Below are 16,283 nucleotides of genomic sequence, written 5' to 3'. Positions count from 1 at the left end.
AATCCTTCTTTTCCCCTAGTATGTTCTCCATCACATTGGCTTGGACCACGCATGAGCTTGCCATCTATAGCTACAACGCCTTTCACCTCCAGACAGACTCGTTTTACCCAATTACGGAAGATCGACTCAAAATAATCGGGCTTTATCATACTGAAGAATCTGTTAAAAGTATCATGACTGGGGATGAACTCCAGGCCGGGTATGCGACTCTTGAAAAAAGTCATTTTCGAATTGCCAAATTCCTCAATTTCATTCCAGGACTGGACCTCACAGATTACAGCAGCAATGAATATATAGATACTAGTTTCCATTTTATGGACTTTCTTGCGGTTCATACTAGGATCTTCTATTTGTTTACAAAGGTCAATTATACCAATTTTCATGTTAGTTTATGTTTTAATATATCTTATAAAGATAAGAAAAATAATCGACACAATCAAATAATAACACATTAATAATCAATAATATAACAAATAAATAACAAGGAATAATATAGTAAAAAAACATAATGCATCCGCCATAACCACGGACGTGATTAAGTCTAGTCACCTTTGTGATTAACTTTAACCACTCTTGTGGTTAGACTTAACCACCTAGGTAGATAAGCAATTACAAACATATAAAAAGTAGGAAAAGAAAAGAAAAGAAAGAAAAGAAATAAGAGACAGGGAAATATGCACACATAGACTACCACCAACTCGATTCACAAGCCATGCAGCTGCTTTATAAGAACGAACGTTAGGGGGTGAATGATGAAAAAGAGTAGGGTATTGTGGCAAAACAACACCGAATTTGAGCAAATTTTGCCTTTGGAGCAGTTTTTCAAATATCACTTTTCTTCTGCTACTTCAGAGAAGAAGGAAGAAGGGAGACCGCTCATGAAGATTTTCAATTACCCGAAAGGACATACGCATAAAAAGAACTATAAATCAACAATATAAATTATTCCAGACGCATTCTCTGCAAGCTGAGCATTCCCCCAAAAGCCAGCAATAAAAGTACTTTGTATCATGCGATAAAGTCTGAATAATTTATTTTTAAGCATCGGTGTTAGTGAGGGCAATGCCCTCACTAACACCGATGCTACCACCACTAATAAGCAGTTCATTATAAATAAGTTATGGCAAAAAATGAGGGCATTTTCGCGTCCAACTTTCTATTGTTTTTTGCCATGTTCCAATAAATTTCTTCAGATGAACCCATTTTTGCCTGTTACTGATTATTTCTAATAAGGTATCTCATAAATTATACTTTATCCACATCAACCATCGACATAAATTAAGAAACAAAAGATCATAAAATCCTTTTAGGAGAGAACAAAAGATGAAAAGTTTCTGTATTCCCCTCTGTGACATACCTACTTAAAAACAAAACATTATTCCAAAAGAATTCGCTGAAAATACAGGAAATAAAAAGGAAATCAGTAACTTTGTATGTTATCATTTAAAAACAAAAAAGTATGGGCAATAAGATTTATCCTATCGGTATACAGAATTTTGAAAGTCTCCGCCTGGATGGCTATTTCTATATTGATAAAACAGCATTGATTTATCAATTGGTGAAATCCGGACGCTATTATTTCCTGAGCCGCCCACGCCGCTTCGGAAAAAGCCTGCTTATCTCCACTCTGGAAGCTTATTTCCAAGGGAAAAAGGAACTTTTTCAAGGACTGGCTATGGAAAAACTGGAAAAGGACTGGACAAAATATCCCATACTGCACATTGACCTGAATACACAGAAATATGATAGTCCGCAAAGTTTGGAAAGCAAACTGAACCGTACATTGGTAACCTGGGAAAAGCTATATGGAAGCGAGCCTGCCGAAGATTCCTTGTCCATGCGTTTTGAAGGCACCATTCAGCGCGCTTATGAACAAACAGGCCAACGTGTAGTGATTCTGGTAGACGAATATGACAAGCCCATGTTGCAAGCCATCGGCAATAAAGAATTGCAAAATAGTTTTCGCGAAACACTTAAAGCATTCTACGGAGCATTGAAAAGCAAGGATGGCTGCATCAAATTCGCCATGCTGACAGGAGTAACTAAGTTTGGAAAAGTAAGTGTATTCAGTGATCTGAATAACCTGGATGATATTTCGATGTGGAATGAATATATAGAATTATGTGGCATCAGCGAAAAAGAAATTCATAAGAATTTGGAAACCGAACTTCATGAATTTGCAGATGTACAAAAGATGACCTATGACAGCTTCTGCGAAAAACTAAGACAATATTATGATGGCTATCACTTCACCCACAACTCCATCGGCATGTATAATCCGTTCAGTCTGCTCAATGCTTTCAAGCGCAAGGAATTTGGCAGTTACTGGTTCGAGACGGGGACTCCTACTTACTTGGTGGAACTGCTAAAAAGACATCATTACAATCTGGAACGGATGGCACACGAAGAGACCAATGCCCAAGTGTTGAACAGCATTGATTCGGAGTCAACCAGTCCCATTCCTGTTATCTATCAAAGTGGATATCTTACTATAAAAGGATATGATGAAGAGTTCGGTATCTATCATTTGGGCTTTCCAAACAAAGAAGTAGAAGAAGGGTTCATACAGTTTCTTGTACCTTATTATACCAGCATGAACAACGTTGAATCTCCATTTGAGATACAAAAGTTTGTCCGTGAAATACGTTCCGGCGACTACAATTCTTTCTTCCAACGCCTGCAAAGCTTCTTTGCAGACACTACATACGAGATTATCCGTGAACAGGAACTGCATTACGAGAATGTACTTTTCATCATCTTTAAGCTGGTAGGTTTCTATGTCAAAGTGGAGTATCACACCAGCAGGGGCCGCATAGACCTCGTTTTGCAGACAGACAAGTTTATCTATATAATGGAGTTTAAACTGAACGGAACAGCGGAAGAAGCCTTACAGCAGATTAACGACAAGCATTACGCACTTCCTTTTGAAACAGACGGACGAAGACTGTTTAAAATAGGAGTGAACTTCAGTGCTGAAACACGGAATATTGAAAAATGGATGGTTGAATAATGATTCTGTCATTTCTATTATTTTGAATATTAGTGAAGAATCTGTAAACAATAAAAGAGTTGTTGTAAACAGATTCTTCACTCATGTTCAGGATGATAAGCTATACAATGATATCATCAAACAGATACGAAAATATCCTATCTCATACCATCCACCGGAATCACTTCCTGCATATAAATGGCATCCAGACTCCAAAGGGCGGCATCATTGGTACTGATACTTGTACATTCATCCAAAGGAGCGGGAACTTCCGGCGGAAGAACAGTTTCTATACGGAAAGGTGGAGCCGGAGTATGTTCCAAGCGGGAAAACAAATCAGTCCAAGCCTCTTCCGCCATTTTTGCATTACGGGTATGATAGGCTGCATATCCCAACAAACGGGATATACGGAAACGATTTTTCCTTAACTCCCATGCTTTCTGCTTATAACGGGCGGCAAGATCAAGCCATGCCTCATTCCATTCGGGATAATCAACCATACGGATCATTTCATTCATGACTTCAAAACCTCCCATGATGGTCATCAAATGATTTGTACTTTCTAACTTGGGATCACATTCGCTGGTAATAATCCCTGTAGCCGGATCATAACCTAAAGCCAACGGACCTGTAAAGATACGGTTGGGCAGTGCCACAATACTTTTCATCCCGGCTATAATTTTGTCACGGTAAACCGTATTGCCGGTACGTTCCCATTCAGTCATCCAGTTTCCGGCGTATGCCAACCAGTCGGGACCGATGCGGAGACGTGCAGGTGCCGTACAAGGATACTGACTGCGAGGTTGCGCCAGACGCATGGGGTCCAGCGTGTACAATTTCTGATCGGCATCTTTTACTTCGGTCATTAAATCACCGCATCGGTCGTCCGTAGTAAGATAATAGTAGAAACGATTCCAGGCAGCCTGACTGATCCGTGCTTCTTTGGCTCCACATCCCCAATGACTGACGTTGTGCCGGCTACCCAATCCTGCATTCGGACCGATATGATACACATCCACTTCCGCCGTATGACGGGTCATGGCTTCTGCCATGCTCCAGATATCAGCACGTCCGGTACGCAGGAAATTATACCATAGCCACATATTAGAAGCCAGTTCCGTGTTATCCCATGCAAAACCTCCGATGTCATAACGCCAGGTATGGCGGACAGGATCGTATGCATGCATCACATCCCCATAATTCCAGAAACCATACCATTTGTTTTGTTCTATCGCTTTTTGATAGAAGCTGATATAAGCATCCAGCCTGTCTTCCACCCGGGCACGGAAAGGAGTACTACGATCGGGAAGGCTCCAAACACCAAATGCCTGCTTGGCATGCAAATAGTCAGGTACAGGCATCAGCACTCCCGGTCCGGCAAGTTGTTTAGCTTGTTCTGCAAAAGCTTTCTTTCCGCTATAACCACCCTGAGGTATCAAGGTAAGAGTCGTTGTACGGGCAATCCCGTAAGGGGTGCTCATTCCTTCTTGCACATCTTCGTAACTGGCATTCAAGTCATGGGCCACATTATCATAATGGCGCAAGTCCATCGGTTCAGCATCCGGACTCCATATCCATGCGGTAAGAGCAGCCACCGGAGTTTTTGCATCCGAGATTTCAATAGAAGACGGATAAGACTGCCAGAAATCATGCAACTCAAGCCCCATGCCTCCGGTTATATCTCCGGCAAAGGCATAACCCTCACTACGTGTACCGGAGAAAGTACCTATCCAAGGATTATTGTCATTGGCACGTTTACGGATTGAAAATGCATCCGCTGTCAGTTGGGACAGACGATAACTGTCCCAAGAAGCCCAATGATCAAGCAAAGCACGGTTCTTTTCGTCAAAAGCTTCATAAGAAGGAATGCGTTTTCCTTCCATCTGCTGTTGCTGTAACGAAGATTCTCCATTTCCGGTTTTACCCAATGTAAGTATGCGTCGTCCCACCAAAGGCTGAACGGGCTCGCTCCAGACTCCACCATCGGCACAAGAGAAAGCTACATGGCGATTGTATAAAGCCTCACGCATAGGAACGTCAAAACGAACTCCCAAGGCGCGAATGAAATCTTTGTTCTGATCTCCGTCATATACAAAGCTATGCACCATTTTCACTTGCTCACTGCCACCATAAAAATAAAGCCGTACCACAAAGGGCAACCACTCACGACCATTCGGACTTTTGTGTACCCCTTCCAATTTAACAAGCGCACGCACAGAACCGGCGCGCTCTACAGTCACAGATTTCAGTTCTCCTATATAATTAGTGAAAGAAACTTGAGAAGTACTTTCAAGTACCGGTTCGCTTTGCGTATGGCAGATAAGCCTAGCCTTTTCTCCTACTTTCACACCTTTATATAACAGACTATCTATCAAAAATTCGCCTTGACGAGGTATATATGCTGAAATGACTCCGGTAGAGATATGAATACCCTGTGATGTTTCTGCCACAGAAACGGACTTCTTTTTATCTGTATCCGGCAGTTTGGATTTCGCTTTAGATTTCTTTACCGCCTTTTCCAGAGTCAGTTTTTCTGTTCCGGCAGGAATAACTCCAGCTATTCCTCCCCACTTTACAGAACCATCCGGCCAATAAGCCAAAGTCCAGGTATCAATAGGAATATCCTCACCACTCTCTGCAGATAGCCGTAACTTGTTTTCCGGAAAAACTTCCCCTTTATCAAAAGGCACTCCGAAACTTACGGCCTTATCCTGCCGGGGAGTCTCACCAATCCATTGCAAAGGAACAGCAGTCGCCTCTTGCGATGAGCATTCATAACTGAAATTTGTAATACGAGTACGCGACAAGGTGGTACGAAAACCAAACCAGCCTTCCCGTAACGGTTCAGCATCCCTGAAGTCCACCAAGCGCTCACCGTCTATGTAATAACTGACCCTATTGTTCTCGTTGGTAATCTTGATGTGATACCAATGATTCGGTTTCAGCAAATGTCCGGCATCCGTATATTCCTTTAGAATAGCAGGACGGGCTTTAGGATTTGTAATACCCGACTCATCCCCATCATAACGACGGAAACGTGTAGTAGAGTTATGATTGCCACCATATCCCAAATAGTAAAGCTGTAAAGAATAACAATTCAGGAATATACCGCTACGCCATTTTTCTCGCTTCCATAAATTATCGGGATATTGAGGGTCTGATGCCATCCAGAAGCAGTTCAAATCACTCAGACGATCTCCATCCGACTCCACCACCACACATGCATCATATTCAATGGTTACTTTTCCACTCATCTTCTCTTTTCTCCAAAGAGTCAATCCCTTGGGAGATACTATTTCAGCGGTATCTCCCTGAAACGTCACTTTATAATCAGGCGATTCCGATTCAACCTTCCAGTATTTAGTAAACTGACGGGAATTTAAACCGGAAACCCTATTATCCTGTGCCTTTGACGTAAAGACAACTAATAGAAATAAAAACAGAAACAGATTTTTCATACGATGTTGTTTTGTTTTCATTTACTTTAAAAAGTCTTTTAACGGACAGTCCGTAGCTTTCAGCCCGTCAGCAATACTCCGGGCATTCATACGGGCACCTTTCAAAGAGGTATGGGTATGGTCATGATTGAAATATGTTCCTACTACACGCAAACCTTGATTGTATCCCATATCCTGGAGCTTGTCTCCTGATATTTTATTCAAATCTATAAAATAAGCCCCGGCCGCTTCTGCCGCTTCACGCGTCCATTTACCAAAAGAACTGGTATTGCGCTCTATCTCACCATTATCAAACTTATTGCGGGGTGTATGACTCAGGACAATAGGAACAGCTCCCTTTTCTTTTACATCCATAATAAACTTACGCAAATACCAGCCGAAAGAATAAACCACTTGATAGCTGCCGGTTTTCTTCATTTTGAAGACCTTGCTTTCATTTCCTGAACCGGGTAATTCCGCACGCGCTTTCCCTGTGTTTATGTCACCTGCATCATTATGTCCGAATTGTATCAAAACAAAATCTCCCGGCTGAAGTGCATGATAGATTTTATCCCAACGCCCTTCATCTAAATAAGTACGCGCACTGCGGCCCGCTTTCGCATGATTCTCTACAGAGATCCTTTCCGTGTCAAACAGTTCGTGAATCACACTTCCCCATCCCCACATACCCTTTTCATCTTTATCGGCATTCTTCACAGTACTGTCTCCCACCGTAAACAATACAGGATTCCCCTTTTTACGGGTAGCCCCCGTAACCGTATCTTTTTCTACCGGTTTCAAATAACGAGCCAGTTCCAACCCTTTATAATTACGGATTCCTTCGGCTGCTGATTCTGCATTGACACGTGCGCCAAAAGCACTTGTGTGAATGCGGTCCAGATAGAACATATACTTTACTTTTTCTTTGCCGAATTTCTCAAATTTGCGCGCCGAGATATCATTCAGATCTATAAAAGGAACTCTCGCTTTTTTAGCTACCTGCTTCGCCCATAATCCAAATGTCTGATTTACCCGGGTAATAATAGTGCTGTCTGCATCTTCCCAAGCGTTGCGAGGAGTCAGGGACATCAAAATAGGATGAGCGCCTTTTTTCTTCACATCATGAATAAAACGACGCATATATTCCCCATACGTATATACGGTCTCTTTTGCTCCTGTCTCTTTAATAGTCACATTCAGACTGTCTTTGCCAATTCCCGGAATAGAGGCACGGGCACGGCCACTATCGTACGGACCATTGTCATTATGTCCCAATTCTATGATAACCCAGTCACCTTTACGAACTCCTTTCAACACATCAGGCCATAACCGGTTATAAAAAGTACGGCTACTGGTTCCTCCCAATGCGTGATTTTCAACGGTTATCTTATTTTCATCAAAATACTCGTGTTCAAAATATCCCCATCCCCATTGACCGTTATTTCCATTGCCCAACGTACCGGTACGCATCGTTGAATTTCCAACAAGGAACAACACCGGATTATCCCCTTTCCGGCTGGAACCTGAAACAGGACGGGCGGAACGCGCCACATTCAAACTATCAAGTGTATTATCAACGACTTGATTCACATCCTTCATCGGAGCAGCTATTTTATTTTGAGCATGTGCTCCCAATCCTACTCCGGCAGCTAACAAAAAGCATAAACAAAGTTTGTTTCCTTTCATGACATTTATAGTGTTTTTCTTTTATTGCATTTCAAATTTCTCACAAAAATAAGATGAACGAACAAACCGGAGAATAGAAATTCATTCATTTTCCTGTTTATTCGTTCAACCAATAGTACATATATCCTAATCAGAGTAGCGACAAGGCTAGAAACTAGAGTGCGGCGGTTGGTTATACGCTACATTCTGCCAAGCTATCGCCAACCTGTACTGACGGTCATTCATCCATGTGGCACGTCTGTCCACAGCCGGTATGGTAGTAGAATAAATACGTAATTCCGTCTGGTCTTCGGAAGGCCAAATGACCTCTTCTCGCCAATCTCCTAAAATATCACCCGACAAACACGGATTACCTTTTGTTCCATTATTGGAAACAACTCCCTCGGCTTTCAATAATAAATCTGTACTTTCCGCATTCCAATTCCATTTACTGATGGAAACATGATCCAGTAATTCCGCTAAGGGATCAGCGTCCCAATAAATGGTAAAATTACAGGAGTCAGGCTTTCTATTACTGATTATTTCTCCGGTATCCCCTCTTCTCAAACCTCCTATATTGCACCAACACTCTGCTCCATCATAACGCGGATCAATATCAGCAGCTACTCCACGACCGGCATCTTGTCCCAAACCATCCTGCCAGATAATTTCTCCGGTCGCTCCATCAAACATAGCTACGGCAGGAGTACACTTTACAATTTCATTATCGCCTTCATTTTCATGCACGCCAAAAACCTGCATACCTTGACGGGAAGGAATAAAACGTCCGGCATGTAAAGCATCCCCGTGACGCAAGCCCGTAGTAAACAGTCCTTTACCATCATGGTCTACAGTCATAGCCCCCACACAGATTTCATCACAACCATCACCATCAAAATCCGCTACGGTCACACTATGATTTCCCATGCCCGAATAGGCCTCCCACCCCGGTGCCGCACTATCAAAAGTCCATGTATGTTTCAATGCCCCGTTTGTAAAAGTCCATGCAGCCACCACCGTCCGTCCGTACCATCCTCTTACCATGATAGGTGAAGGCGTTTTTCCATCCAGAAAAGCTACTCCAGCTGTAAAACGGTCTGAACGACCACCAGTATTATCATTACCACAATTGCCACCGACACCTCCCCAACCATCCAAGGGATAACGGGTTGGAATATATTCTTTCGAATCCAGTTCTTTTCCGGTACGTCCCTCAAAAACCGTGAGGTATTCCGGGCCATTTACTATCTTACCATACGTAGGACTTTTTTTATCCCATGTCCTCCAGTCGGCTTGGGCATCTCCTATCCGATGTCCCAGCCCATCGACAGTACCATCTCCTGTCTTACAACAGATTTCCGCACATCCATCTCCATCAAAATCAAAAACCAAGAAATTAGTAGTGGCTGCTCCGGAACGTACATTCGGTCCCAAATCAATACGCCACAATCTTCTTCCATCCATTTTATATGCGTCCAAATAGGTATTACCGGTAAAGCCACGTTGTGGCGGTCGCTTTGAATTAGAAGAAGACCATTTTAAAATAATCTCATACTCTCCATCACCATCCAGATCACCTACACTACAATCATTAGCTGTATAAGTGAATGATTCACCTGCTATTTCTCCGTCCTCCGGTTTACAAACAGGAATACTTAAATAAGGATTCCGTTTCTCTCCCTTCAAACGGGTCCAGGTAGCGACTTCCCCGGTAGTTGCTTTTAAAGTCCAACGATTATCCACCGTATAATCAACCGTACGGTCTAAAAAATCGGAAGTCCGATCTATCGGTTCTTTATTTAATTTTACCTCCGCACCTCCACCGGAACTACGGTATAAATCAAATTGTAATCCGGCTGCATCCTCCAAGGTCATGCGCCAGCTAAAATACATTCCTTCCTCTGTAGGAATTCCAATCAATCCTCTTGAAAGCTTTTCTCCACTATAAGGTTGGGAGAAAGCGAATATGCTTCCGACAAGCAGAAGCATATTCATCATAACCCAATGTTTCATCTAACAATTTATAAAACCTTAATACAAGCGGGGAGTTTCCCCGCCTATCTACTTAAAAAAGAAACTCCTGTCTATCAATCTTTACCTCTAAAAAATATCCACATCTCTATTGCCACAAATTCTCTTTAAACTCAATTTCAACAATGCGTAACTCGTGATTGGTTTTATCGCCATTTTTTGCCTTAAACAAATCCAACTCACCCGCAGCAGGGGCAGCAACTTCTACAATTTGTCCGAAACCGTCACCTTCCTTGCTGGCACCTTTCAAACGAATGGTTATCTCATTTGTCAATACAGGTTTTACATTCAGGTGGATATATCCCAAACTCTTTTCAGTTTCACCACTCCAAATCAGTTCATCACCTGCATATATTTCCAAAGGATAGCTACGCAAACGCCAACCGGTAAGTTTCATGCAAATTTCATCCACACGGGCCGCACGTTCCAAACTATAAGTTATCCATGCACTGTTCAGTCTGCCATCATTCTTCCATTCACTCAATTCATTATCATCGAAACTTTTTATCGCTTCATCCTGGTTGGCTCCGGCAACCGCCGATAAGATATTCACATCGACTTTCGTATCCTTGTAAGAAGGAGTCAACGGAGTTTCTCCACGGGTCAGCCTGCCCTCCAGTTCATCTCCCGGAATATAATTGCTCAAGCCATTCTTCACTTCAACCGGTGCGGAAGAAAGACTGATTTCGGCAGATTGCAATCCATCAGCCTTGGCTGTTATACGAACTGTTCCCGGAGTCGTAAGAGAGCGTATCAAAGCCCGGTTGATTCCACATTCTACAGGCAAATCTTTTGAAAGAATATAATTATCTTTGCCCTGTGCTATTCCACCACGCCATTCAGCCGGTCCCTCTACGTCAAAATGTATCAGATCATTAGCCAGCGGGCAACGTCTGCCATCTTTATCCATCACTTCCACTTGAAGCAATACCATATCAGCTCCATCCGCTTTCCAGCCTTTAGGACTTTGAATCACACTAAGTTTAATCTGTTCCGGCTTGCCGGCAGTCTGCAATTCAGCGCGACAACATTCTTTTCCATTCTTATCATACCCTACAGCTTCCAACTTGCCCGGAACAAATGCCACATCTTTGAAAGTATACAAGAAATGATAATCTCTTTGACCGTTTCCTAAAGATTTACCATTCAGGAACAATTCCACTTTTTCTGCACTGGATACCACATAAACAGGTTTTACCACATCTTCTTTATAGTTCCAATGACCAACGATATGAATACGGGGATTCTCTATATCCACCCATCCGTCCCACATCACCTGATGTGCATAGAAAGGATCTTTAGGGATACGCATGGCATCTGTCACACCACTACGACGATAATTCTCCACACCGCGATAATGTGTATTCGTATCCGAGAAGATGATTTTCACACCTCCCGAGTTGACACGGTCACCAGTACCCGGACGTTCACGCCAATAATCAAACCAACGAATCACATTCTCAATAGTAAAGGAATCCTGATTGTGATTATAAGCACGGGCATCCACCTTTTTCTGGACCTTATTAGTCATTGCAGAACGGAATGAATTATTTCCTTCCCCATTTTTATGATAAGGATAAGAATATTCATCCCAATATTTGCGCAGACCTTCATCACGGCAGTATTCCATGGCCCACATCGGATGATGTTTGCTCTTATTGATATAAAGCATCTCGCCACCATATTCGGCTTCACGAATATCAAGCATTTCACGAGAACCGATGGCACGGCCTCCATGAGGGTCATACTTATCACGAATCGCTTTCATTTCTATCATGTGTTCACGACTGATTGATTCGTTTCCACATTCATAGAATAAAATACTCGGATTATTACGGTTGTAAATAATGGCATCACGCATCAATTCTGTACGTTGTTCCCATTGACGGCCTTCACGGTCCTTTTCTGCATCACCGGCCTGCATTGCCTGAATCAATCCGACACGGTCACACGATTCAATATCCTGCTTCCAAGGGGTGATATGCATCCAACGAACCAAGTTGGCATTATCTTCCACCATCAGACCATTACTATAATCACTCAACCATGCAGGAACACTCATACCGACTCCCGGCCATTCATTACTGGTACGCTGTGCAAAACCTTTCATCTGAATCACCCGGTCATTCAACCAAATCATTCCTCTGCCGAAACGAGTTTTACGGAAACCGGTACGGGTAGCCACTTCATCTACTTTTCTGCCATCCACCCATAAACTGGTTTTTACTGTGTACAAATATCCGTATCCCCAACTCCAGAAATGAAGTCCGTCTATTTCTGCTGAAGCTTCCAAAGTCGCAGTTTCACCCGGTTTTACTACCGTCTGAGTACCCTCAAAACTTTTTATGCTTTTCCCGTCACGATCAAACACTTCAACCTTATAAGCGACTTTCTTATCCCGATTATATTCATTTTTTATTTCAGACTCTGCATGAACCACAGCCTTACGAGACTTCACACGGATATCTTCCGCATAGATATAGACACCGGTCGTTTTTAAATTACTATACAAGGGAAGTGTCTGATAAACCTTATCGGTTACATGAAGCCATACATTCTTAGGTATACCTCCATAATTGGCGTTGAAATTACGGTCACTCCATTGATACTTAGTATCAGTGGCACGTTCCTTATAATTCCAATTGTTATCAATGCGGACCGCCATTACATTCTCTTGTCCATATTTAATATAAGGAGTCAAATCGAAACCTACAGCCATCGCACCATTTTCATGCAAGCCGATATATTCACCATTGATATAAAAATCAGCTCCTTGACGGACCCCTTCAAATTCAACAAAGACTTTTTTGTTCTTGCTGCCGGCAGGCAGACGGAAATGTTTACGATACCACATCACAGTATCCGTCAGTTGTTCTATACTTAAACGAAAAGCTTCATCTTCATTAAAAGGACGGGGTAATGTTACTTTCTTCCAATCCGTATCCTGAAAACGTACCTCTTTGGCTTCCGGTATATCGCCAACATAAAGTAACCATTCAGAATTAAAATTGTATTTATCACGAACAGCTGATGCTGCCGCAATCTGACTTATTCCTATAAAAGTCAATAAAAATAAAAGAATTTTGTTTCTCATAGCTATCTCAAATTGTTTGTTGCAAAACTAGCATAAAGTTCCCTCTCTTACCATAGAATAAGATACATTTATATAGAAATTCGTTCAAAACGAAATTTCAGGGTATTCATGTTGCACATATTCACATATCACATTAACAATCAACATATTACACAAATACCCTGAAACATTTATTCTATAGGTTGCAACATCAGGACTATATAATTCATTGCTTCACCATAGCCGGAGTCAACGTTACAGGTCCCAATAGCCCTGAAAATTTTGGTTCCCAATCAGAAGCATCAAAGATACCATTTTTCACATTTTCCTTTTTTCTTGCAGACATATTTACATTATAGAAAATCTTCCAGTCCACTCCCTTCTTATCCATATAAGCAATTCGATTCGCCATAGAGTTGGCTACTCTGACAACTAACTCATCCTGTCCTTTGAATTTTTCAGCAGGGATATACAATTGATAAGGAGAGTCAATCACTGTACCGATATAATCTCCATTCAAATAGACAGATGCATTTTCCGCTACAGAGCCAAGATCCAATTTGATCACATCCGCTACAGGCACCTTATTTATAGTAGTCGTATAAACGGCTGTTCCAGAAAAAGCTTTATATTCATCCCCTACAAAATCAGTCCATGAGCCCAAACTGTCAACCGTTATAGAAGCAGGAAGTTGAGGACCTCCTTGAACAAAAGAAACAGTCCAACTGCCGGAAACAGGATTGGGCTCACCTGCATTTTGATAATAAGCATAGGCATCTCCTGTAAAATTCTGACTGGAAGTTGATACAATGACAGTTTCACCCGGATTCAATTCCAGGTAAACATCTGTTTGCCCGTCATTGCGTTTCATAGCAGCCAAACCACTGGCACCAGTCATTGGATTGAAAATCGCCGCACTCCGAGCTTCTGTACGAAGTGGAATCCAATCCTCTATTTTACGGTCGCTACTATTTTCTATAAAGTAATATTTTCCCGTCGCACTATTTCTTCGGATACATTGCAGACCTGCTTGATACATTTTCTCGGCACCCACATTCGCCTCATTCATCAGAGCATTAATATCATCTGACAAACAAATCTTCCCCTTACCTACACGAGCACATTTAACAGCACCTTCAGCATGAAAGTCCAGAGCATCCAGCATTTCTTTAAAATGAGCCTGTTTCTCTTCCGAAAGAATCATTCCGGCCATATCTTGAGGAATTCCCTTATAAAACACAACGGTAGCACCTTCATCAGCCAAAGCCATCAGTTTTTCCATTGTTTCATAAGGAATATATTGCGCCGCCGAAACAAGAACGGTTTTATATGCGGCACCGGGCGTTACAATCATTTCTTTCTCAATATTAGTTTTAAGAAGTTGCTTGTCAGAAATCATATCCCACGCATAACCATTCTCTGTTAAAGTTACCGCACTTTCTCTGACTGAAGATTCCAACATATTACGATCCAATCCGCTAAAGTGTTGAAGACTTCTGTTCCCTTGCTCAGACATCACATCGGCTATGTTATAGTATAAAAGAACATCATTATCAGGAGTGCCATCCTGTAAAAATGACTGTACACGAGTAACATACTGATTCAAATATTTAAAATCCTCCCAAAACGGATTATTCGGATGAAAATGGACTGCCGCATAAAATAACCATCCCGGCCAAGGAGCCTCCTGCGGACTGAAACAAGTGCCATGATAAAAAATATGATTCACCCCACCCAGAAAGAAAAGATCAAGTGCTTTCTTTACATCTCCCAGATTCGATTGGAAATGTTCATCCAGCCAAGTCGCACTTTCCGAAGATGAGAGTTTCTTTCCTTCCGTATGGGCTACAGACGGAGCCGCTTTTATACTGACCAAATCACGCCCTTCTATTTCGGGCACATCACTCACTGCATACAAATCCAGAATATTGGCAGGAGAACCATGAGCCTGATTCCTTATACCCTTTCCTTGTTTTGCCGCCCAATGTTGCCAACGAATGGAATAATGATTTATCAATAAATCGTTTATGGTTTGTCTATAATCATACAACACCCTTGCATTCTTGTCCGGTGTATCCATACCTAACAATGCAGGTAAGTGCTGACGCAAGTCATATCCCCTATATTTTTGGAATTCGTCAAAAAAAGCAGGAGTCCAATTTGACTCGCCTCTTGCATCGTCCACTTCATAAGAGTCATTAAAATAATACCTCAGATAACTGATATCCTTTCCTTTAAAAGCCTCATCGAATTTACTGAGATAATGATCAATGGCCGAAGCTGAAAAATGATCTATCACATCACCTTCACCACCAGGTCCTGCACGTTCTACCATTTTTCCATGATGACCTTGGAACAGAGCGCAAATAGTCCAGTCACCTTGAGGAGCCGTCCAGTCCAATGTACCATCCGGCTTTATTTTTGAAGTCAAGTCAAGACATTCACCTTTATCACTATTAGCGGTCACTATAATCAAAGGCAGTTCCTTTTTATATCGTACCTGATCCAATGCCAATGTCTGTAAATCAGCATTCGCACTGACCGGTTCTTTCAAATCCGCCAGTTTTACCGGAGTATGCCCTGCCAATCTGACAAAGCCTTCTTCCTTATACCGGACAGGTTCACTTAGTTGTTCGCCTTCTTTCAATTGATAAGTTTTATAAGCCACCGTCTTGCACGCATCTTCGGGAGTGACCCAAGGTCCTCCAAACGGCCATCCCGAAGCATTAGCCAAATCAATTCCTAACCCCAACTGCTTCGCTTCCTGCAAAGTATACAGAAACAAATCAACCCATTCCGGAGAAAGAAAATCTTTAAAGCGATCCTCATAACCATGTATTCCATAAATAGGAGTGATCTCCAATCCACCCAGATTTGCCTCCTGGTACTTACGCATAACCGTATCCAAGTCAGTAGTCCTGACCGCATTGCCTTCCCACCACCATCGCGTCCAAGGCTTGGTCTCGTTAGTCACTTGCGGCCATTCAATCTTCTGATTCTGTGTACAAGCCAAACAGCCACAAACTGCAAAAAGTACATAACAGAACTTACTGCATTTCTTTAAAAATAAGGATTGCTTCATAAATCT

7 protein-coding genes are annotated in these 16,283 nt (G+C 42.1%); 1 reads left to right on the top strand and 6 read right to left on the bottom strand.

What is annotated here, in order from left to right:
* Positions 1-383 (bottom strand): ISAs1 family transposase (locus tag RE317_RS13235; protein ID WP_272216633.1); only part of this gene is annotated, 383 nt, incomplete at its 3' end.
* 1,076 nt (positions 384-1,459) lie between these two features.
* Here RE317_RS13235 and RE317_RS13230 point away from each other — a divergent pair.
* Positions 1,460-3,010 carry an ATP-binding protein gene (locus tag RE317_RS13230; RefSeq protein WP_008670317.1) on the top strand — a complete coding sequence of 517 codons (1,551 nt, stop codon included), beginning with the start codon at positions 1,460-1,462 and terminating at the stop codon, positions 3,008-3,010.
* A gap of 137 nt (positions 3,011-3,147) precedes the next feature.
* Here RE317_RS13230 and RE317_RS13225 read toward each other — a convergent pair whose 3' ends face one another.
* The 5 genes from RE317_RS13225 to RE317_RS13205 all read right to left on the bottom strand — a co-directional run bounded on the left by RE317_RS13225 (position 3,148) and on the right by RE317_RS13205 (position 16,277).
* The gene (locus RE317_RS13225) at positions 3,148-6,447 is read right to left on the bottom strand and encodes a DUF6250 domain-containing protein (RefSeq protein ID WP_008670318.1); all 3,300 of its coding nucleotides are present in this window, start codon (positions 6,445-6,447) and stop codon (positions 3,148-3,150) included.
* 21 nt (positions 6,448-6,468) lie between these two features.
* Entirely contained in the window at positions 6,469-8,112 is a 1,644-nt protein-coding gene (locus tag RE317_RS13220; RefSeq protein WP_008670319.1) for a rhamnogalacturonan acetylesterase, read from the bottom strand.
* Positions 8,113-8,259: 147 nt separating this feature from the next.
* A complete protein-coding gene (locus RE317_RS13215) occupies positions 8,260-10,104 on the bottom strand; it encodes a rhamnogalacturonan lyase (protein ID WP_008782262.1) in 1,845 nt (614 codons plus the stop codon).
* Positions 10,105-10,210: 106 nt separating this feature from the next.
* Complete coding sequence (locus RE317_RS13210) at positions 10,211-13,216, bottom strand: DUF4982 domain-containing protein (RefSeq protein WP_117873306.1); 3,006 nt, start codon at positions 13,214-13,216, stop codon at positions 10,211-10,213.
* A 205-nt stretch (positions 13,217-13,421) separates the two neighbouring features.
* Positions 13,422-16,277 carry a glycosyl hydrolase gene (locus RE317_RS13205; protein ID WP_117873304.1) on the bottom strand — a complete coding sequence of 952 codons (2,856 nt, stop codon included), beginning with the start codon at positions 16,275-16,277 and terminating at the stop codon, positions 13,422-13,424.
* Between the last annotated feature and the right edge of the window lie 6 nt (positions 16,278-16,283).

The sequence above is a fragment of the Phocaeicola sp. GP0067 genome, from assembly GCF_031119655.1.
GTDB lineage: Bacteria > Bacteroidota > Bacteroidia > Bacteroidales > Bacteroidaceae > Phocaeicola > Phocaeicola vulgatus.
Note: the sequence above shows the minus strand (reverse complement) of the source record. Positions and strands in the feature narration are given on the sequence as shown.

Coding starts and splice junctions, on each gene's coding strand:
- RE317_RS13225 (WP_008670318.1), bottom strand. CDS start 6,447: ATGAAAAATCTGTTTCTGTTTTTATTTCTATTAGTTGTCTTTACGTCA.
- RE317_RS13215 (WP_008782262.1), bottom strand. CDS start 10,104: ATGAAACATTGGGTTATGATGAATATGCTTCTGCTTGTCGGAAGCATA.
- RE317_RS13205 (WP_117873304.1), bottom strand. CDS start 16,277: ATGAAGCAATCCTTATTTTTAAAGAAATGCAGTAAGTTCTGTTATGTA.
- RE317_RS13220 (WP_008670319.1), bottom strand. CDS start 8,112: ATGAAAGGAAACAAACTTTGTTTATGCTTTTTGTTAGCTGCCGGAGTA.
- RE317_RS13230 (WP_008670317.1), top strand. CDS start 1,460: ATGGGCAATAAGATTTATCCTATCGGTATACAGAATTTTGAAAGTCTC.
- RE317_RS13210 (WP_117873306.1), bottom strand. CDS start 13,216: ATGAGAAACAAAATTCTTTTATTTTTATTGACTTTTATAGGAATAAGT.